This is a genomic window from Neomegalonema sp. (assembly GCF_028688855.1).
Classification (GTDB): Bacteria; Pseudomonadota; Alphaproteobacteria; order Rhodobacterales; family Rhodobacteraceae; genus Neomegalonema.
The window spans coordinates 13,369-31,867 of record NZ_JAQTXI010000005.1 but is presented as its reverse complement, the minus strand read 5'-3'; the positions used below and the strand labels follow the sequence as shown (position 1 = coordinate 31,867).

The 18,499-nt window shown below is 69.1% G+C and carries 15 protein-coding genes and 1 tRNA gene; 11 read left to right on the top strand and 5 right to left on the bottom strand.

Annotated elements, in window-relative coordinates; all coding sequences use genetic code 11:
- Window positions 1-26: 26 nt before the first annotated feature.
- The 4 genes from PHN62_RS04980 (at window position 27) to PHN62_RS04965 (ending at window position 4,376) form a co-directional block, all read left to right on the top strand.
- Window positions 27-1,283 (top strand): ABC transporter permease subunit, encoded by a 1,257-nt coding sequence (locus PHN62_RS04980; protein WP_300147170.1) that lies wholly within the window; start codon window positions 27-29, stop codon window positions 1,281-1,283.
- 12 nt (window positions 1,284-1,295) lie between these two features.
- Window positions 1,296-2,702, top strand: coding sequence for an amino acid ABC transporter permease (locus PHN62_RS04975; protein WP_300147168.1), 1,407 nt, complete (start codon window positions 1,296-1,298; stop codon window positions 2,700-2,702).
- Window positions 2,703-2,717: 15 nt separating this feature from the next.
- Window positions 2,718-3,509 carry an amino acid ABC transporter ATP-binding protein gene (locus PHN62_RS04970; RefSeq protein WP_300147166.1) on the top strand — a complete coding sequence of 264 codons (792 nt, stop codon included), beginning with the start codon at window positions 2,718-2,720 and terminating at the stop codon, window positions 3,507-3,509.
- 195 nt (window positions 3,510-3,704) lie between these two features.
- Entirely contained in the window at window positions 3,705-4,376 is a 672-nt protein-coding gene (locus PHN62_RS04965; RefSeq protein WP_300147164.1) for an enoyl-CoA hydratase/isomerase family protein, read from the top strand.
- Window positions 4,377-4,400: 24 nt separating this feature from the next.
- Here the strand turns inward: PHN62_RS04965 and PHN62_RS04960 are convergent, their stop codons facing one another.
- Complete coding sequence (locus PHN62_RS04960) at window positions 4,401-6,653, bottom strand: thioredoxin domain-containing protein (RefSeq protein ID WP_300147162.1); 2,253 nt, start codon at window positions 6,651-6,653, stop codon at window positions 4,401-4,403.
- A 263-nt stretch (window positions 6,654-6,916) separates the two neighbouring features.
- Between PHN62_RS04960 and PHN62_RS04955 the strand changes: the two genes are divergently transcribed.
- Window positions 6,917-8,188: a DUF1287 domain-containing protein gene (locus PHN62_RS04955; RefSeq protein WP_300147160.1), complete on the top strand. Its 1,272-nt coding sequence runs from the start codon at window positions 6,917-6,919 to the stop codon at window positions 8,186-8,188.
- 74 nt (window positions 8,189-8,262) lie between these two features.
- On the opposite strand, the gene PHN62_RS04950 is transcribed toward PHN62_RS04955, so the two are convergent.
- Window positions 8,263-9,027, bottom strand: a complete 765-nt coding sequence (locus PHN62_RS04950) for a hypothetical protein (protein ID WP_300147158.1) — start codon at window positions 9,025-9,027, stop codon at window positions 8,263-8,265.
- A 154-nt stretch (window positions 9,028-9,181) separates the two neighbouring features.
- Here PHN62_RS04950 and PHN62_RS04945 point away from each other — a divergent pair, with 154 nt between their 5' ends.
- Both PHN62_RS04945 and PHN62_RS04940 read left to right on the top strand, forming a co-directional pair.
- On the top strand, window positions 9,182-10,105 hold the full coding sequence (locus PHN62_RS04945; protein ID WP_300147156.1) for a cation diffusion facilitator family transporter: 924 nt from the start codon (window positions 9,182-9,184) through the stop codon (window positions 10,103-10,105).
- A 17-nt stretch (window positions 10,106-10,122) separates the two neighbouring features.
- Window positions 10,123-10,590, top strand: coding sequence for a copper chaperone PCu(A)C (locus PHN62_RS04940; RefSeq protein ID WP_300147154.1), 468 nt, complete (start codon window positions 10,123-10,125; stop codon window positions 10,588-10,590).
- Window positions 10,591-10,594: 4 nt separating this feature from the next.
- Here the strand turns inward: PHN62_RS04940 and PHN62_RS04935 are convergent, their stop codons facing one another.
- Together PHN62_RS04935 and PHN62_RS04930 are read right to left on the bottom strand one after the other, a co-directional pair.
- Window positions 10,595-11,803, bottom strand: coding sequence for a glutathionylspermidine synthase family protein (locus PHN62_RS04935; protein ID WP_300147152.1), 1,209 nt, complete (start codon window positions 11,801-11,803; stop codon window positions 10,595-10,597).
- A gap of 48 nt (window positions 11,804-11,851) precedes the next feature.
- Window positions 11,852-12,616, bottom strand: coding sequence for a DUF1190 domain-containing protein (locus PHN62_RS04930; RefSeq protein ID WP_300147150.1), 765 nt, complete (start codon window positions 12,614-12,616; stop codon window positions 11,852-11,854).
- Window positions 12,617-13,060: 444 nt separating this feature from the next.
- Here PHN62_RS04930 and lon point away from each other — a divergent pair, with 444 nt between their 5' ends.
- The 4 genes from lon (at window position 13,061) to trxB (ending at window position 17,276) form a co-directional block, all read left to right on the top strand.
- Complete coding sequence (gene lon, locus PHN62_RS04925; protein WP_300147148.1) at window positions 13,061-15,490, top strand: endopeptidase La; 2,430 nt, start codon at window positions 13,061-13,063, stop codon at window positions 15,488-15,490.
- 108 nt (window positions 15,491-15,598) lie between these two features.
- The gene (locus PHN62_RS04920; RefSeq protein ID WP_300147146.1) at window positions 15,599-15,874 is read left to right on the top strand and encodes an HU family DNA-binding protein; all 276 of its coding nucleotides are present in this window, start codon (window positions 15,599-15,601) and stop codon (window positions 15,872-15,874) included.
- Between the two features lie 238 nt (window positions 15,875-16,112).
- Window positions 16,113-16,187 (top strand) — tRNA-Val (locus tag PHN62_RS04915).
- A gap of 144 nt (window positions 16,188-16,331) precedes the next feature.
- Window positions 16,332-17,276: a thioredoxin-disulfide reductase gene (gene trxB / locus PHN62_RS04910; protein WP_300147144.1), complete on the top strand. Its 945-nt coding sequence runs from the start codon at window positions 16,332-16,334 to the stop codon at window positions 17,274-17,276.
- A 169-nt stretch (window positions 17,277-17,445) separates the two neighbouring features.
- On the opposite strand, the gene PHN62_RS04905 is transcribed toward trxB, so the two are convergent.
- Complete coding sequence (locus PHN62_RS04905; protein ID WP_300147141.1) at window positions 17,446-18,348, bottom strand: hypothetical protein; 903 nt, start codon at window positions 18,346-18,348, stop codon at window positions 17,446-17,448.
- Window positions 18,349-18,499 lie beyond the last annotated feature (151 nt).

Below are 18,499 nucleotides of genomic sequence, written 5' to 3'. Positions count from 1 at the left end.
CTTCATAGAGACACAAGGAGGTTATCATGACCGCCTCCGCCGAGACTCCATCTTCCGGACCGACGCGCGCCGCATCCCGCCCGGCAGGCTCCCTGCTCTACGATCCGAAGGTCCGTTCGATCTTCTTCCAGGTCGCCCTGCTCGTCGCCGTGATCGCCTTCTTCGCCTGGATCGTGCAGAACACCACGGCGAACCTGCGGGCCCGCAACATCAGCTCGGGCTTCGACTTCCTCGGCAACACGCCCGGCTTTCAGACCGTCACCACGCTCGGCACCTATCTGATGGACGTGTCCGGCCGGGCCATCACCTATCTCGACGTTCTCAAAGTCGGGCTCATCAACACGCTTCTGGTGGCCGTTCTGGGCGTCGTCACGGCGACGGTGGTCGGCTTCGTGATCGGCGTGTTCCGGCTCTCCAGCAATTCGGTGCTGTACGGCTTCTCGACGATCTACGTCGAGCTGCTGCGCAACACGCCGCTGCTGCTCCAGATCTTCTTCTGGTATTTCGCCGCGCTGCGCGCCCCCTGGGTGCCGGACGCGCGCGGGAGGGTCTCCTTCTTCTGGGACAGCTTCCACTTCAACATCACCGGGCTTTACGGCCCCTATCCCCTGCCGCAGCCGGGCTTCGACGCGACGCTCTGGGCGGTGGCGCTGGGGGTGGCGCTGACGGTCGTCATGCGCTGGTGGGCGCGCCGGCGTCAGGACGCGACGGGCAAGCAGTTCCCGATCTTCTGGGGCGCGGTCGGCCTGATCGTCGGACTTCCGCTTCTGGTCTTCCTGCTGACGGGCTCGCCCCTGCGCTGGGAGGCGGCGAACTTCGTCGAGGACGGCCCGGTGCTGCGCCGGGGCTTCCAGAAGGGTTCGGGCATGCTGCTCATTCCGGAGCTCATCGCGCTCTGGCTTGCGCTGTCGCTCTATACGGCGGCCTTCATCGCCGAGATCGTGCGCGCGGGCATCCTGGCCGTGAACAAGGGCCAGACCGAAGCCGCGCACGCCCTGGGAATCAGCCAGGGCAAGAATCTCCGGCTGGTGGTGATCCCTCAGGCGCTGCGGGTGATCATCCCGCCGCTGACCTCGCAATATCTGAACATCACGAAGAACTCCTCTCTGGCCGTGGCCATCGCCTATCCGGACTTCTTCTCTCAGGTGCAGATCTCGCTGAACCAGACCGGACGCGCCATCGAGCTGATCGTGATCGCGATGCTCGTCTATCTCACATTCAGCCTCATCACCTCCGCGTTCATGAACTACGTGAATTCGCGGATGAAGCTGGTCGAGCGGTAAGGGGGACATGACATGACTTCTTCTCCTCACGCCCCCCGAAGCGTCGCCTACGTGCGCACCGAGGACGCGCCCATCCTGCCGCCTCCGGCCAACACCACGGGCCTCTACGGCTGGGCGCGGCGCAACTTCCTCGATTCGATGACCGATTTCTCGGACGTCGGATCGAGCGTCCGCTCGATCCTGATGATCCTGCTGACGGTCTTCCTGCTGTGGTTCGGCGTCTCGCAGATCTGGGGCCTGATCAGGTTCGTGCTCGTCGACGGCGTCTGGTCCAACCCGACCGGCGCGCGCCGCGAGGCCTGCCTCACCGAGGCCCAGGGCGGACTTCTGCCCAACGGCTCTCCGGTGGGGGCCTGCTGGCCCTATGTGGCCGCCAACGCCAAGCTCTTCATCTACGGGCGCTATCCCGCGGCGGAGCTCTGGCGGCCGAATCTGGTCTTCCTGCTGCTGGGGCTGGGGCTGGTCTGGACGCTCTGGTCGAGGATGCCCTACCGCAAGCTCGGGGCGGCGCTGATGCTGGTGGTCTTCCCGATGGTGGCCTTCGTGCTGCTGACGGGCGCGGGGCTCTCGGCGCCGAAGACCTTCTGGTACGTCTGGCCTCTGGCCACGGCGGTCCTGCTGGGCCTCGGCTGGATGGGCCGCAGGGGGATCGGCGGCGAGGCGGTCGCCGCCTTCAGCGGCGCCTTCTGGGGGATCGGGCTCTTCCTCGCCTACATCCTCGTCTTCGCCCTGGCGGCGACGACGGACTGGGGCCTGACCCAGGTCACGACCCGCGACTGGGGCGGATTGCTGGTCACGCTGGTGGTGGCCCTGACGGGCATCACGGCCTCGCTGCCTCTGGGGATCCTGCTGGCCCTCGGGCGGCGCTCGACGCTCCCGGCGGTGAAGATCCTCTCGGTGGCCTTCATCGAGTTCTGGCGCGGGGTGCCTCTGATCACCGTGCTGTTCATGTCCTCGGTGATGCTGCCGCTCTTCCTGCCTCCGGGCACGAGCTTCAACGATCTGCTGCGGGCGCTGATCGGCGTGACGCTCTTCGCTTCGGCCTACATGGCCGAGGTGGTGCGCGGCGGGCTCCAGGCGATCCCCAAGGGCCAGACCGAGGGCGCCCAGTCGCTCGGCCTGAGCTTCTGGGAGACCACGCGGCTGATCGTGCTGCCTCAGGCCCTGACGCTGGTGATCCCGGGCATCGTGAACACCTTCATCGGCCTGTTCAAGGACACGACGCTGGTTTCGATCATCGGCATGTTCGATCTGCTCGGACAGGTCAGCTCGACCTTCGCCGACAGCTCCTGGGCCACGCCCGTGACCCGTCCGACCGGCTATCTGGTGGTGGCGGCGATCTTCTTCGTGTTCTGCTTCCTCATGTCGCGCTACTCCATGTCGATGGAGAAGAAGCTGCGGCGTGGGCACGCGCGCTGATTTCGGGAGAGCAAGATGACCGTCTCCATTGAAAAACCGGACCTCGACCGCCCGCAGATGCAGGTCTCCGACGACGTGGTGATCCAGATCACGAACATGAACAAGTGGTACGGACAGTTCCACGTGTTGCGCGACGTCAACCTGACCGTCAACCGCGGCGAACGCATCGTGATCGCCGGGCCTTCGGGCTCGGGGAAATCGACGCTGATCCGCTGCATCAACCGGCTGGAGGAGCATCAGTCGGGCAGCATCGTGGTCAACGGGATCGAGCTGACCGGCGACCTCAAGCGGATCGACGAGATCCGCCGCGAGGTCGGCATGTGCTTCCAGCACTTCAACCTCTTTCCCCATCTGACCATCCTGGAGAACTGCACGCTGGCGCCCATCTGGGTCCGCAAGATGCCCAAGCGCCAGGCCGAGGAGCGCGCCATGCACTTCCTCAGCCGCGTGAAGATCCCCGACCAGGCCCATAAATATCCGGGCCAGCTCTCGGGCGGACAGCAGCAGCGCGTGGCCATCGCGCGTTCGCTCTGCATGAACCCGAGGATCATGCTCTTCGACGAGCCCACTTCGGCGCTCGATCCGGAGATGATCAAGGAGGTGCTCGACACCATGGTCGACCTCGCCGAGGAAGGCATGACCATGATCTGCGTGACCCACGAAATGGGCTTCGCCCGCAAGGTGGCCAACCGCGTGATCTTCATGGACCGCGGCCAGATCGTCGAGCAGAACGAGCCCGAGGAGTTCTTCAACAATCCGCAGAACGAGCGCACGAAGCTCTTCCTCAGCCAGATCATGGGGCACTGAGCTTCTTCCGGAAGGAAGGCGCGATCAGCCCTCCGCCGCAAGGCGGGGGGCTTTTTCATGCGCCGGTTTTGCGGCATAGGGGAAGCCCGCCGCCCTGAAGCCCTGTCCGGTCGCGCCTGATCGGCCGGAGGCTCCGGGCTTTCGTCCGGTCGCGCGCTTCACCCGGTTTTCCGGATCGCGCTCAGGAGAGCCCTCATGTCCGAGACCCTGCCCTGCGTCGTCGCCGAGGGCGTCGCGCGCCTCACGATCAACCGCCCCGACAAGGCCAACGCCGTCGGCCCGCGCGAGCGCGCGCTGATCCGCGCCCATTGCGCCGCGCTCGCCGGACGCGCGGAGGTGCGGGCGGTGGTGCTCGAAGGCGCGGGCGAGAAGGCCTTCTGCTCGGGCGCCGATCTGGAGGAGGTGACCGCCATGGCCGGAGACGAAGACGCCATGCGCGCCTTCATCGCGGACTGGACCCTCACCACCGACGCCCTGGCCGCCCTGCCGCAACTCACCATCGCCCGCATGGAGCGCACCGTGGCCGGAGGCGGCCTGGCTCTGGCTCTGGCCTGCGATCTGCGGATTCTGGCGGCGGAGGCCTCGGCCTTCTATCCGGCCCTGAGGCGCGGCGTGATCCCCCCCGCCTCAGACCTCGCGCGGCTGACGCGGCTCGTGGGGACGGGTCGGGCGAAATGGCTGCTCCTCGGAGGGCGGAGGCTCGGCGGAACGGAGGCTCAGGCCCTGGGGCTGGTCGAGGCCGCGCCGCCCCGCGCCGGAATCGCCGCTCTGGAGGCCGAGCTTCTCGCCGAGGCTCTGGCGGCGCCCGCAGGCCATGGCGCGAAGCTCAAGGCCGCGCTGAACGCCGCCGCCTCCGGCCGGGCCTGATCCTTCCGGGCGACGGGGGCGCTCTCAGCCGAGGCGGAACGCGGCGGTTTCGGTCGGCAGACAGCGCCCCTCGCCGCAAAGCTGGAGGTTCAGGACCGCCAGCCCCGGCCCCCGGACCCGCGCCGAAAGCCCATGACGCTCCGTCGAGACCGGCCCCACCCCCTGCCCGGTCAGCGCCGGAGGCGGATCGTTCCAGGTCCATCCCGGCGAGGCTTCGAGGTCGATCTTGAGCAGATCCCCGTCGCGCCGCGCCCAGAGCGTCAGCCGCCCCTGGAAGAGCGCCCGCATGGGGCCCGTCTCGCCCTGATGCAGGATGCGCGTCGCGGTCATGGCTTCGGTATGGGCGCCGGCCTCGTGGTTGATGGAGCCCGAGATCGCCCGCGAGAGGGTTTCGGCGCGTTTCTGGTTCTCGGGCTTCGAGGTCCGCCGCGCCAGCAGGGCGTAAAGCTCGATGGCGGCGGCGTTGCCGGAGGGCGCGCCCATGTCGCGGGCGTCGATATGCGGCCCGAGCGGCGCAGGCGCCGCCAGAAGCCCGTGATCCGGATGGAAGGCGCCGCGCCACAGCATGTCGCCGAGGGTCTCCGCCGCCGAGAGGATGCGGGAATCGCGCATGGCGTCGTGCAGCGCCACGAAGCCGAGCCCGAGATGGGCGTAATCCTCCACCGTGCCGAGTCCGAAGGGGCGTCCGTTCATCAGGCCCCGCGCCAGGGAGCCGTCGGGATTGCGCCCCCGCGCCCAGAGGATCTGCGCCGCGCGGTCGGCCAGAGCCGCTTCGGCGGGCGAATCCATCGCCAGGGAATATTCCGCCAGGGCGCGGATCATCAGGCCGTTCCAGCCGATCAGGGCCTTGTCGTCCACGAAGGGCGCGGGGCGCGTCCTGCGGGCGGCGAGCAACCGGTCCAGAGCGGGGTCGAGGCGGGGGAAGTCGATGCGCGCGCGCGGATCGAGATGAGGCGTCACGCCTCCGGCGAGGCGCGGCTGGGTCAGAAGCCCGAGGGTCGAGAGCACATGGCGCTTCTCGGATTCCGGCATGGAGCCCAGCGCCGCTTCGGCCTCCTGCGGGCGCCAGAGATAGGCGGCGCCCTCCTCCATCTTGCCCGAGGAATCGCGCGAATCGGCGTCGAGCCCCGAATGGAAGACGCCCTCCGGCGACGTCATCTCGCGCGCCACGAAGGCGAGCGTCCGCTTCATCGCGCGCTCCCAGAGGGGATCGGGCTCCAGAGCCTGAGCCGCCAGAAGCGAACGGATCATCAGCGCCTGGGTGTGGAGCATCTTCTCGAAATGCGGCGTGCGCCAGTCGCGATCCACGGCGTAGCGGTGGAAGCCGCCGCCGATCTGGTCGTGGACGCCCCCCGCGAGGATCGCCTTGAGCAGGGAGGTCGCGGCGTCGAGGGCGGGGGTGCGTCCGGGGCGACGGGCCGCCGAATCGAGCAGGAAGCGGCTCACGACTTCATTGGGGAATTTCTCGCCCTGTCCGAATCCGCCGTGCAGGGGATCGGCCTGACGCGCGATTCCATCCGCCGCCGCGTCGAAGACCTCGGGGCCGAGGGGCGCGGGCGCCGGACGCTTGAGCGCGGTGTCCCGGGCGGCCTCGCCGAGCTGCCGGGCCTGCTGGAGGATGATCTTGCGCCGCTCCGGACGTCCCCATTCCTGCAGGGCCGCCTGCAGCGCCCGCATGAGCATGTCCTTGCGCAGATAGGAGAAGGCCATGGCGGGCCAGGCTCCGTCGGGCACGATCAGCAGATTGTTCGGCCAGCCCGCCCGCCCCGAGAAGAGCGCCGCAGCCGCCGTATATTGCGCGTCGAGGTCGGGCATCTCCTCGCGGTCGACCTTGATCGGCACGAAATCGCGGTTGAGCACCCCGGCGACGGCCTCGTCGTCGAAGGATTCCTCCTCCATCACGTGGCACCAGTGGCAGCTGGCGTAGCCGATGGAGAGGAAGACCATCACGCCGCGCGCCCTGGCCTCGGCGAAGGCCGCCTCCGACCAGGGCCGCCAGTCGACCGGATTATGCGCATGCTGGCGCAGATAGGGCGAAGCCGACTCGATCAGCCTGTTCACGAAAAGGGGAGCGCCGTTCGGCGCCCGATGGCGCGTGCGGATCGTTTCGGGATTCGGCGCGGCGGTTCTCCCCGGCGGGCCGCCCTGAGGGGGAGCTCCGGCTCTTCCTTCTCCCGGCGCGGCGAAAACCAGGGCTCCGGCGGCGCGGGCGAGGGGAAGGAAAGGCGGAGGGGGCGGCATGGCGTCGGGCTCCTCAAGGCTGCTCCGTCCCATCATGCGACAATCCGCTGGCGGGCGAAAGCGGGGATGCAAGATCCGGCGCGCCCTCCGGACAGCTGACGGCGCCTTCTGGTAACGGTAAGTTTGGGCATGAAATCCAGAATGAGCCCGTGTAAAGCCTAGAGCGCGGCCCGGATCAGGCGCGGAGAATCGCCCTTCGGATCACAAGCGCGACCCTGTTCGACCTCTGGGGCCTCGCCCGCCGGACGTTCCGGGCGAAGCCTTCGAAACGGCATTCGTATGACGAGGGACTCTCTTTCATGACGCTTCCGCGCTATGCGGCGCTCGCCGCCGCCGCCCTGAGCCTCGCCGGCTGCGCGCATGGCCCGTCGGGAGGGGCCGCCGCGCCCCGGACGTCGCCGCCCGGCCTGAACGCCGGGGCGACCACGCCCGTCGAGGCCCCCGCGCCCCAGACCGCCGCCGCCACGCCCGGGGCTCCGGTCCATGATCCCGCCGTGCGGCGGGGGCCTGCGCCCCTCCACGAGGCGCCCGCCGCCCGGGCGCCCGCTCCGGTCCACCAGGTCGCGGCCGCGCCGCGCATCCCCACCTACGACGCCCCGACGGCGCGCGCCCCCGCGCCGATCCATGCGCCGCAGCCTCTGATTCCGGTTCATCAGCCCGCCCCGCCGCGCATCCCCACCTACGACGCTCCGGCCTTCGCCCCCCAGGCCCCCGCCCCGAGCTATGCTTACGCCGCGCCGAGCTACGCCTCCGCCGCCCCGAGCTACGCTTACGCCGCGCCGGAGAGCGCCCTTCCGGGCGGTCCGCGCCGCCCCGGCGAGATGGCGCCCGTGCGCGACCGCGCCGACGGCCAGGCTTCGGGCGGCTCCGCGACGGCCTCGGCCGGTCCGCGTCGGGCCGGGCGCTACCGCACCGCCGAGGGCGACCTCTCCGCGCCCGCGCCGGAGGAGCTGCGCCGGGTGGCGAGCCTTGGTCCTGCGGCTCCGGCGCGCGGCTTCGGCTTCGATCCGGGGATGGGCCCGCGCCTCGTGGAGGCCGCCCGCGCCCAGACGCGCAGCCCCGTCCGCTACGACGGCGCCTATGTGAAGATCGCCTATCCCTGGGGCGACGTGCCGGGAGACACCGGCGTCTGCACCGACGTTCTGGTGCGGGCCTATCGGCAGATGGGCTTCGACTTCCAGCAGATGGTGCATGAGGACATGCGTCAGGCCTTCTCCTATTACCCCAGCGCCGAGATCTACGGCCTCAAGGAGCCGGATCCGAACATCGACCATCGCCGCGTGGTGAACATGGAGGCCTTCTTGGAGCGCCACGCCCAGAACCTCACCCCGACCCGCAATCCGCAGGATTACCAGCCCGGCGACATCGTGAGCTGGCGCATCAGCGGGACTCAGCCGCATATGGGCATCGTCTCGGACAAGCGCGACGAGCGCACCGGAGTCCCCTACATCATCCACAACATCGGCGCGGGCGTGAAGGAGGAGAACATGCTCTTCCTCTCGCCGCCGGTGGGCCATTACCGCTTCGCGCCTTCGGGCGGCTCGGGCCCGATCCGCACCGCCGGACTCTGAGCCGTCTGACCCGCATGAGAAAACCCGCGGCGCCCAGGCGTCGCGGGTTGTTTCGTCCGGGCCTCGCAGGAGGATCAGGCGGCGGGGCGCGCTTCGGGCACCAGCCGCAGGGAGGCCGCCGCCCCCTGGCGCACCAGACGCGCCCGCAGACGCCAGGCCGGTTCGCCGAAATCCAGAGTGTCGCCGTCCTGCACGCCGCCGCCCTTCGCGAAGAGATAGGAGGCCACCTGCGCCGCCCGACGCGCCGCGCGGTCCACGCCCGCCGATTCCTTCCAGGCGGGCATGTCCAGCTCGTAGCCGAAGAACGGCAGCAGACCCTGCGTGCGCACGCCGTATCCGGTGCGGCGGGGATCCTCGCGCATGGGCTGGGCCAGCACGCTGATGCGCAGCCAGATGTCCGTCGGCCAGGAATCCGCGGCCTCGGTCTTCTCGACGAAGTGGTCGGCGGGCGCGAAGGCGCCCGAGGTCGGCCAGTAGACGCCCCGCGCCCCCTGCTGACGGCAGAGCTCGGCCATGACGTAGCTGAGCATCAGGGCGTCCTGACGGGAATCGCCGCTGCTGGAGAGGGTCGCGGCGACCACATGGGCCTGATGGCGGATGAGCTTCGCAGGCGCTCCGGGGCCGAGCTTCAGCCCCGCGATGGGCGCGGCCACGGGCGTGACGGCCACGGCTCCGCCGCCGATGCGCAGATGCCAGGCGGGCGCCGACTCCGCGGAGATCCCCTGAGCCAGCGCGGGTCTGCGCCGTTTCAGGGCCTCGGCCAGAGCCGAGAGGTCAAGCGGCTTCGGCGCGTCGAGCAACGCGAAGGCGGCGAAGGAATGGGTCGTCGCATGGGTCATTGGGCGGCCTCCCGACCAGACAAGCGCCCGCCGGTCTCAGCAGGGACTTCGGATCATCCTGGGGCAAGTTTCCTTTCGACTTCCTTGCGCGGGAGCCCTGCAAACATATAGCTAACCTTCCGCAGAAGCCTTTCAGCCCCGCTGGAGCCAGCGAATGCCAGAGAGCGTAAATTCTCCGAATCCCGCCCCGACCGATGTTCGGCATGGGCGACTCGTCCGGATCGCGGGCGCCGTCTCGGTGGGGGTGGCGCTCGGCCTGACCGCCCTGAAGGCCTGGGCCTGGATCCGGACCGATTCGCTCGGGGTGGCCGCCTCGCTGGCGGATTCGGCCCTCGACGTGGTGAGTTCGGGCGCGAATTTCGCCGCCATCCTCTACGCCCAGCGCCCCCCCGACGAAGACCACCGCTTCGGCCACGCCTCGGCGGAGGATCTGGCGGCTCTGGCGCAATCGGCGCTGATCCTGATCTCGGCGGTGCTGATCGGCGGACGCTCGATTCAACGCCTGCTGGAGCCCGCCCCCCTTCAGGCCGCCCCCGAGGGGCTGGCGGCCATGGTCCTCGCGATCCTGGTCACGGGCGCGCTGGTGCTGTTCCAGCGCCAGGTCGTGAAGAAGACCGGCTCGCTGGTGGTGGCGGCGGATTCGCTGCATTACGTGTCGGATCTTCTGCCCGCGCTCGGCGCGATCCTCGCGCTGGGGATCATCGGGCTGGGCGGGCCGGGCTGGGTGGATCCCGCCGTGGGGCTGCTGGCGGCGGGGATCCTGCTGCGCAGCGTCTGGGGCGTGGGCGGCGAGGCGCTCAGCGGGCTGATGGACCGCGAATTGCCCGAAGAGGATCTGGAGCGGGTCAAGGCGCTCTGCGCCGGAGATCCGGTCCTGCGCGGCTGGCACGACCTCAAGACGCGGCGTTCCGGCGGACGGCGCTTCATCCAGATCCACATCGAGCTTGACGGCGCCCTCAGCCTGCACGACGCCCATGAACGCGCCCGGAGCCTCAAGGCCGCGATCCTCAGGATCTGGCCGGACGCCGACGTGATCGTCCACATGGACCCCGCCGAGGCCGCGCCCGCGGTCTCCTGAACTCTGGAGCCCTTCCGATGCGCCTGTTCCGCCTCGCCTTCGCCGCTTCGGTCCTGAGCTGGGCCCCGCCCGCTCTGGCGGAGGGCGTTTCGGCCCATGACGCCTACGCCCGCGCGACGCCCCCCGGCGCCCGCACGGGCGCGGTCTATCTGACGCTGCGCGGCGGAGCCGGAGAGGATCGGCTGATCGGCGTCGAGAGCCCCCGCGCCGAACGCGCCGAACTCCACGCCACCCTGACGACTCCCGAAGGCGTGATGCGCATGGACAAGCTCGCCGAGGGCCTGGCTCTGCCCGCAGGGAGCACGGCGATCCTCGCGCCGGGCGGCGCCCATGTCATGCTGATCGGCCTGACGGGGCCTCTGGAGGCGGGCGGCGAGGCGCCGCTCACGCTGATCTTCGAGTCGGGCGCGCGGCTGGAGGTCGAGGCGCCGATCCTCTCGGCGCGCGAGATGCGCGGCCGCGAGGCCCCCGCGCCTCATCGCTGATCCCTCAGGCGACGCCTTCCCCCTCTTCGGGGCGCGGGACGAACCAGTGCGGCGCCACGCGGTCGCCGCCCTTGACGATGCGCCGGTCGGTCTCGCGGACGATCATGCCCGCCGCCTTGTCGCCGACCAGCCAGGCTCCGAGGATCGGCCGCACGCCGTCGAATTCGGGGATGTCGGCCAGAGCCTGCCAGATGTAGGCGCCTTCGCCATAGAGCCCCGCCGTCTCCTCCAGCACGCGGCCGTCGCGCACGATGCGGACGTTCGCGCCCTCGCGGGCGAAGACCGGCTTCTTGACGTAGGACTGACCGAGCCGCGCATCCTGCGTCCAGAAGGCGGGCAGGAGGTTCGGATGATCCGGGAAGGTGTCCCAGAGCAGCGGCAGCAGGTTCTTGTTCGAGAGGATCGCCTTCCAGGGCGGCTCGATCACCCGGAGCGTGTCCTCCAGCAGATGGACGCCGAACTCCTCCGCCATGAGCCATTCCCAGGGATAGAGCTTGAACCAGCGCCGGATCGGCTCTTCGTTGAGGTCCACGAAGCGCTTGCGCGCGGCGTCCCAGCCGATGGCCGAAATCGAGGTGTTGCGCGTCTTGATCCCGGCCTGTTCGGCGAGATCCATGTAATACATGATGTGGCGCGCCTCCTCCTCCTCTTCGAGCATGCCGGAGAAATGCATGACCTCGCCGCGGGGCATGAAGCCGCCGATCCACTCGAAGCGCTCGATGATCTTCTCGTGCAGCGAGTTGAACTGATCCATGCCGGGCTTCACGTCCTGAAGCCATCGCCACTGGATCACGGCGGTCTCGATGGTGGTGGTGGGGGTGTCGGCGTTGTATTCGATGAGCTTCGGAGCGTCGAGGCCGGGGGCGCCGGGCGCGAAGGCCAGATCCATCCGCCCGATCAGATAGGGGTCGTCGCGCTCCCAGGAACGCCGGATCCAGGGCCGGAAGGGCTCGGGGATGGCGAAGCGCGCCATGAGCTCCTCGTCATGCACCACCCGCGAGACCGCCGAAAGACAGAGCCGGTGCAGCTCCTCGGCGGCCTCCTCCAGCACGTCGATCTCGTCGGCCGTGAACTCCCATGCGGCGTCCTCGAACCACCAGGAGCCGTTGGGATTGCGCAGTTCGGGCGGCAGACCCTCGGTGTGATAGGTGAAGCCGACGGCTTCGGCCTTCTCCATCCAGTCGGGACGGGCGGGAGTGCGGACGCGGCGCATGGGCGCGCTCCTTGGATGTCTGGGGGAAACGTCTCGGAGCGGCGGGCCTCAGGAGCCGGAGAACCATCCCCGGCTCTGGCCCGTGGAGCCGAAGCCGCCGCGCGTGGTGCTGGTCCCGGCGGGTCGGGCGGCGGGCGTCGAGACGACCCGCGTGGTGGCCGGAGCGCGCACCGTCGCCGGAGTGGAGCCGATCACGCGGGAATCGGCCACGGCCCCCACCGGCGCCCTGGCCGCCGTCATGGCCGCCGCTCCGGAGAAGGGCGCGTCGCGGCCCGCGCGGCTCGTCGAGAAGACCGAGCCCACATGGGCGCCGCCCGCGCCGCCGCCGCTGCGCGCAGGAGGCGCGCAATTCGCGCCGTTCAGACGGGGCTGCGCGCCGTAGCGGTCGCAGCCCGCCGGAGGCCCCGCGTAATAGCCGCGCCCGGAGTTGCTCATGTTGCCGATGGCGCGGCCCACCATGAAGCCCATCAGCATCGGCATGAAGGAGGAGCCGCCCGAAGAGGCGCCGGCCGTCTGGGGCGCGGCCTCGCACATGCCGGGGCCGGAGAAGGCCTCGCAGGATTCCTGACTGGAGAATTTCGGCGCGTTCTGCGCGTGTTCGGCGCGGGCCTCGGCGGCGGATTCGTCGCAGAGCGCCTGATCGAAGCGCGTCAGACATTCCTGCATGGAGAAATAGGCGCCTTCGCCCGTGGCCACCGTCTGGACGGTCGGCGCCTCGACGTAGCCTCTGGGGCGTTCGTCCTCGCCGCAGCCCTGAAGCGCCGTCGCGGCGATCCCCAGATACAGAAGATGCACGGCCTTCGAGCGTTTCATCTGCAAGCTCCTCACCCCACGACGCCTACGGAAGGAGCGCATCCTCCGCGCATTTCCGCAGATATAGGCGATCCGCGCGCCGGACTCAAGGATCATGAACATCGTTCATGACTTCCGGAGCCGGTTTTCGCCCGAAGATCCCCCTGAAGACCCCCGCCTGAAGATCCCCTGCGGAATCCTCTCCCGAAAAGATTGACAGGATCCTGCCGCGCGCCGGAATCGCCGGACACGCCGGAAGCGCCGCCAGCATCGTCGCCAGCCTCTAGGGAGGGCCGCGCCGGGGCCTGGACGCCCTTCCCGGGCCGCCGGAGGCTTCTTGCGGGGGGCTTCCCCTGCCCGCTTGAAAATCCCCTCGGGCCAAGCCATTTATGACGACATCGCATCGCGGGAGCCGCTGCGGCCGCCAATCCTGGGGCCACGCCGGTTCGCCCATCAGGAAAAGACATGACCGACAGCTCATCTCCGACGGTCTCCCGTCATCCCGTCCTGCCTCTTCGCGACATCGTGGTCTTTCCGCACATGGCGGCGCCGCTCTACGTCGGGCGCGAGAAGTCGGTGCGGGCGCTTGAAAGCGTCATGCGCGACAATCGCCAGATCCTGCTCGCCACCCAGCGCGAGGCGGGCAACGACGATCCCACGCCCGAAGACATCTATCAGACCGGCGTGATCGCCTCCGTGCTCCAGCTCCTGAAGCTGCCCGACGGCACCGTCAAGGTGCTGGTCGAAGGCCGGAGCCGCGCGCGCATCCGCCGCTTCGTCGAGAACGAAGCCTTCTACGAAGCCGAAGTCGAGACGCTCGAAGAGAGCGTCGGCGATCCCGAGGCCGCGGCCGCCTTCACGCGCACGCTCGCCGAGGAATTCGACAAATACGCCAAGCTGAACCGCAACATCCCTCAGGAGGCGGCGGCCGGAATCCTCCAGATCGAGGATCCGGGTCGGCTCTCCGACGCGGTGGCGGCGCATCTGCTGGTCAAGATCTCCGAGAAGCAGTCCCTGCTCGAGACCCTCGTGGTCTCGGAGCGCATGGAGCGCATCTATGGTCTGATGGCCAACGAGATCGGCGTCCTGCAGATGGACAAGAAGATCAAGTCGCGCGTCAAGCGGCAGATGGAGAAGACCCAGCGCGAGTATTACCTCAACGAGCAGATGAAGGCGATCCAGCGCGAGCTCGGCGAGGGCGAGGACGGCCGCGACGAAGCGGGCGAATTCGAAAAGCGCATCGAAGCCACGGCCCTCTCCAGGGAGGCCCGCGAGAAGGCGCTCGCCGAGGTCAAGAAGCTCCGCCAGATGCCGCCCATGGCCGCCGAAGCCACCGTGGTGCGCAACTACCTCGACTGGCTGCTCGGGATTCCGTGGAGCAAGAACTCCAAGGTCAAGAAGGACCTCGACGCCGCGGAGAAGATCCTCGACGCCGATCATCACGGGCTGGAGAAGGTCAAGGAGCGCATCCTCGAATATCTGGCCGTGCAGCAGCGCAAGACCAAGCTGAAGGGGCCGATCCTCTGCCTCGTCGGTCCTCCGGGCGTGGGCAAGACCTCGCTGGGCAAGTCGCTGGCCAAGGCGACGAACCGCGAGTTCATCCGCATCTCGCTGGGCGGCGTGCGCGACGAGGCCGAGATCCGCGGCCATCGGCGCACCTACATCGGCTCCATGCCGGGCAAGATCATCCAGGCCCTGCGCAAGGCCAAGACCAGCAATCCGCTCATCCTGCTCGACGAGATCGACAAGATGGGCCAGGACTTCCGCGGAGATCCCGCCTCGGCCATGCTCGAGGTGCTGGATCCGGAGCAGAACTCGACCTTCAACGACCATTACCTCGAGGTCGATTACGACCTCTCGAACGTGATGTTCGTGACCACGGCCAACACCTACAACATGCCCCGGCCCCTGCTGGACCGCATGGAGGTGATCTCGCTCTCGGGCTACACCGAGGACGAGAAGGTCGAGATCGCCCGCAAGCACCTGCTGCCCAAGCAGATCGAGGCCAACGGCCTGAAGCCGAAGGAGTTCCATCTTTCGGACGAAGCCCTGCGCGACGTGATCCGGCTCTACACCCGGGAATCGGGCGTGCGCAACCTCGAGCGCGAGATGGCGCGGCTCTGCCGCAAGGCCGTGACCCGCATCCTCCGCGAGAAGCTCAAGGAGGTGAAGGTCGAGCCGAAGGATCTCGAGACGCTGCTGGGCCCGGCGCGCTTCCGCTACGGCGTCGCCGAGCAGGAGGATCAGGTGGGCGTGGTCACGGGGCTGGCCTGGACCGAGGTGGGCGGCGAACTGCTCTCCATCGAGGCCCTGCGTCTGCCCGGCCGGGGCCGCATGAAGACCACCGGCAAGCTCGGCGAGGTCATGAAGGAGTCGATCGAGGCCGCCGCCAGCTACGTGCGGGCTCAGGCGCCCAAATACGGCATCCGGCCGCCGCTCTTCGAGAAGGTGGACATCCACGTCCACGTGCCCGAGGGCGCGACCCCCAAGGACGGCCCTTCGGCGGGCGTCGGCATGACCACGGCCATCGTCTCGGTGCTGACGGGCGTGCCCGTCCGCAAGGACGTGGCGATGACCGGCGAAGTCACGCTGCGCGGCAACGTGCTGGCCATCGGCGGACTCAAGGAGAAGCTCCTCGCGGCGCTGCGGGGCGGGATCAAGACCGTCCTCATCCCCAAGGAGAATGAAAAGGATCTCATCGAGATCCCCGCCAACGTGAAGGAAGGGATGACCATCATCCCGGTCTCCACCATGACGCAGGTTCTCGATGCGGCGCTCGTGCGCCACCCCGAGCCCATCGAATGGAGCGAAGCCGATCAGGAAGCCGCCGAACGCGCCTCCTATGGCCGCTCCGGCGGCGAGGAAGGCGGCGCTCCGCGCAACTTCAACGCCTGAACCTCGCTCAAAAGACGTGAAGCGGCCCTTCGGGGCCGCTTTTGCTTTGACCTTCAAGCTCGATTCGTTACCATATTCGTCGTTTGCATCAGCAAGAGGCCTGAAAGCGTGAACAAGAAAGAACTCGTCGCCGGAGTCGCCGAGCGCGCCGGCGTCACGAACGCGCAAGCCGCCGAGGTCCTGGACGCGACCCTCGCCCTCATCTCCGAGGCGCTCCAGAAGGGAGAGGAAGTCCGCTTGCTGGGCTTCGGCTCCTTCGTCGTCGCCGAGCGGGCCGCCAGTTCGGGCCGCAATCCCTCCACGGGCGAGACCATCGAGATCAAGGCCTCGAAACAGGCCCGCTTCAAGCCCGGCAAGAGCCTCAAGGATTCGCTCAACGCCTGAGACCCGCGCCGACGCGGCCAGAGGCCGCCGCAGAGCCCTCTGCGGCGGCTTCGTTGCGGGCGGAGCGCCCGCGCGGACCGACGCGCCGCTTCAGGAGCGCAAGCCTCCCGGCTGATGCGGGAAGGCCTCGGCTGCGCCCCTGGCGCGGCGGCCGCGCAGGCCGCGCGGCCGATCAGGACAGGCCGATCAGGACAGGGAGCCCTCACGGATGATCCGCCCGGATCGGAGGGGCTCAGGAGGGCGGTTAGCTCAGCGGAAGAGCGTCTCGCTTACACCGAGAGGGTCGGGGGTTCGATCCCCTCACCGCCCACCATCTCCCCGCGCCGCAGGAGGCCGCCGCGCTTCCCGCTTGAGCGCCGCCGCGCCCCCCATATATGATCAGGCGACATCCTCGCCTTGACGTCCCGCGCCCTCCCGGAGCCGCAAGCCCGGAGCGCGCCTTGATCGGGAAATCTCCATGTCCTCGCCCATCGCCGTGAAAACCCTGATCGTCGGATCGGGTCCGGCCGGCTACACCGCCGCCGTCTACGCCGCCCGCGCCATGCTGGAGCCGGTGCTGATCGCCGGGATGCAGCCGGGCGGACAGCTCACCATCACCAGCGACGTCGAGAACTGGCCCGGAGACGCCCGCGTCGAAGGCCCCGCCCTCATGGAGCGCATGTCCGCCCACGCCGCCGAAATGGGCGCGAAGATCGAATACGACGTGGTCACCTCGCTGGATCTCTCGCAGCGCCCCTTCGCGGCGGTCTGCGATTCCGGCGCGGTCTATCGCGCCGAGACGGTGATCCTCGCGACGGGCGCCCAGGCGCGCTGGCTGGGCCTGCCCTCCGAGGAGAAACTCAAGGGCTTCGGAGTCTCGGCCTGCGCCACCTGCGACGGCTTCTTCTTCCGCGACAAGGAGGTCGCGGTGATCGGCGGCGGCAACACCGCCGTCGAGGAGGCGCTCTTCCTGACCCGCTTCGCCCGGAAGGTGACGCTCATCCATCGCCGCGATTCCCTGCGCGCCGAAAAGATCATGCAGGACCGCCTGTTCAAGAACCCCAGGGTCGAGGTGATCTGGGATCATGAAGTCGCCGGGATCCTCGGCGAGCCCGGCGAACAGGGCGTGACCGGACTGGAGCTCCGCCACGCGAAGACCGGAGAGACGCGCGAAATCGCCGTGCAGGGCGCCTTCGTCGCCATCGGCCACGCCCCCGCCTCGCAGCTCGTCGAGGGGCAGCTCGAAACCCATCTGGGCGGCTATGTGGTGGTCAAGCCCTTCTCCACCGCAACCTCGGTTCCGGGCGTCTTCGCGGCGGGCGACGTCACGGACCACGTCTATCGTCAGGCCGTGACTTCGGCGGGCATGGGCTGCATGGCCGCTCTGGAGGCCGAACGCTTCCTCGCCGCCGAAGGCGAGTGAGGGACGCCGCCAGAGCCCCTTCCCGAAAGCCTGACGGCCTCTCTTCAGGCCCTCCTGCGCGCGAGTCGCCAGGCCGGGCCCCTGAGCCGCCCCCAAAGCGAAACGCCGCCGGAGAAGCCTCCGGCGGCGTCTTTCATGGTTTCCGGCGTTCCGCCTGGGGCGGCTCGCGTCAGTCGAGCCATTCCGTCGGACGGCGCGGCGCCCAGGGCTGTCCGCCATAGCCTCCGCCCCAAGCGGGCCTGTCGCAGCAGAGGGGGGTCGGCGGCGGAGGCGGCGCGCAGCAGAGCGGAGGAGGCGGAGGCGCGCAGCAGGGCGCGCTCGCGGGCTGGACGTATTTCACCACCGGCGGCGCCTGGACGACCTTCACCTCGGGCGGGGCGTATTTCACGATGGGCGGCGGCCTCACCACCTGCACCTCGGGCGGCGCGTATTTCACGATGGGCGGCGCCTGGACCACCTGGACGTCGGGCGGCTCATGCTTGACGATGGGCGGCGGCTTGATGACCTGCACCTCGGGCGGAGCATATTGCACCACCGGCGGCGGCTTGATCACCTGGACGTCGGGCGGCGCGTATTTCACGATGGGCGGCGGCTTGATCACCTGGATCTCGGGGGGCTCGTACCGCACCTCCGGCGGCGGCCGGACCACCTGCGCGTAGGGCGGAGGCGCCACCAGAGGCGGCGCGTAGCTCGTGGTCGGATAGCTGGAGGGCAGATAGCTCGGGCTCGGGGCGTAGACCGGCCCGAGGCTGACGCTCGGCGTGGAGTAGCTTGGCCCGGAGTAGCTCGGCGCAGGGCTGTAGACCGGCGGCGCGCTCACGATCGGCCCGAGGCTGACGCCCGGCGTGGAGTAGCTCGGCGCGGAGTAGCTCGGCCCGGAGTAGAGAGGCGCGGGATTGTAGACGGGTCCGCCGCCATGGCCGCCGCGCCATCCATGAGAGCCCTGATAAGGAACGTCCACGACCTTGATGTGGCCGCCCAGTCCCGCGCTGACGCCAGGGCCGCCGCCCGCCAGCCTTCCGCCCCAATCGGCGTTGACCCCTGCGGCGCAGCCTGCGGAGGCTCCCGCCATCAGGCATACGCCAAGGACTTTGAGGAACCTTCCCATTGAGTCGCCCTCCTCGCTTGATGGCTCTTTCTGCGGGATCGGTTCAACAATCCCTGCGAAGTTTCTGATCTTTCTCGCAAGCGAGAGTAAATCCTCCCGCCGCTTTCGCCAAGAG

Bases quoted from the DNA above. Each gene is read 5' to 3' on its own strand.
- PHN62_RS04970 (WP_300147166.1), top strand. From the start codon at position 2,718: ATGACCGTCTCCATTGAAAAACCGGACCTCGACCGCCCGCAGATGCAG.
- PHN62_RS04955 (WP_300147160.1), top strand. From the start codon at position 6,917: ATGACGCTTCCGCGCTATGCGGCGCTCGCCGCCGCCGCCCTGAGCCTC.
- PHN62_RS04980 (WP_300147170.1), top strand. From the start codon at position 27: ATGACCGCCTCCGCCGAGACTCCATCTTCCGGACCGACGCGCGCCGCA.
- PHN62_RS04935 (WP_300147152.1), bottom strand. From the start codon at position 11,803: ATGCGCCGCGTCCGCACTCCCGCCCGTCCCGACTGGATGGAGAAGGCC.
- lon (WP_300147148.1), top strand. From the start codon at position 13,061: ATGACCGACAGCTCATCTCCGACGGTCTCCCGTCATCCCGTCCTGCCT.
- PHN62_RS04965 (WP_300147164.1), top strand. From the start codon at position 3,705: ATGTCCGAGACCCTGCCCTGCGTCGTCGCCGAGGGCGTCGCGCGCCTC.
- PHN62_RS04905 (WP_300147141.1), bottom strand. From the start codon at position 18,348: ATGGCGGGAGCCTCCGCAGGCTGCGCCGCAGGGGTCAACGCCGATTGG.
- PHN62_RS04950 (WP_300147158.1), bottom strand. From the start codon at position 9,027: ATGACCCATGCGACGACCCATTCCTTCGCCGCCTTCGCGTTGCTCGAC.
- PHN62_RS04930 (WP_300147150.1), bottom strand. From the start codon at position 12,616: ATGAAACGCTCGAAGGCCGTGCATCTTCTGTATCTGGGGATCGCCGCG.
- PHN62_RS04960 (WP_300147162.1), bottom strand. From the start codon at position 6,653: ATGATGGGACGGAGCAGCCTTGAGGAGCCCGACGCCATGCCGCCCCCT.
- PHN62_RS04945 (WP_300147156.1), top strand. From the start codon at position 9,182: ATGCCAGAGAGCGTAAATTCTCCGAATCCCGCCCCGACCGATGTTCGG.
- trxB (WP_300147144.1), top strand. From the start codon at position 16,332: ATGTCCTCGCCCATCGCCGTGAAAACCCTGATCGTCGGATCGGGTCCG.
- PHN62_RS04940 (WP_300147154.1), top strand. From the start codon at position 10,123: ATGCGCCTGTTCCGCCTCGCCTTCGCCGCTTCGGTCCTGAGCTGGGCC.
- PHN62_RS04975 (WP_300147168.1), top strand. From the start codon at position 1,296: ATGACTTCTTCTCCTCACGCCCCCCGAAGCGTCGCCTACGTGCGCACC.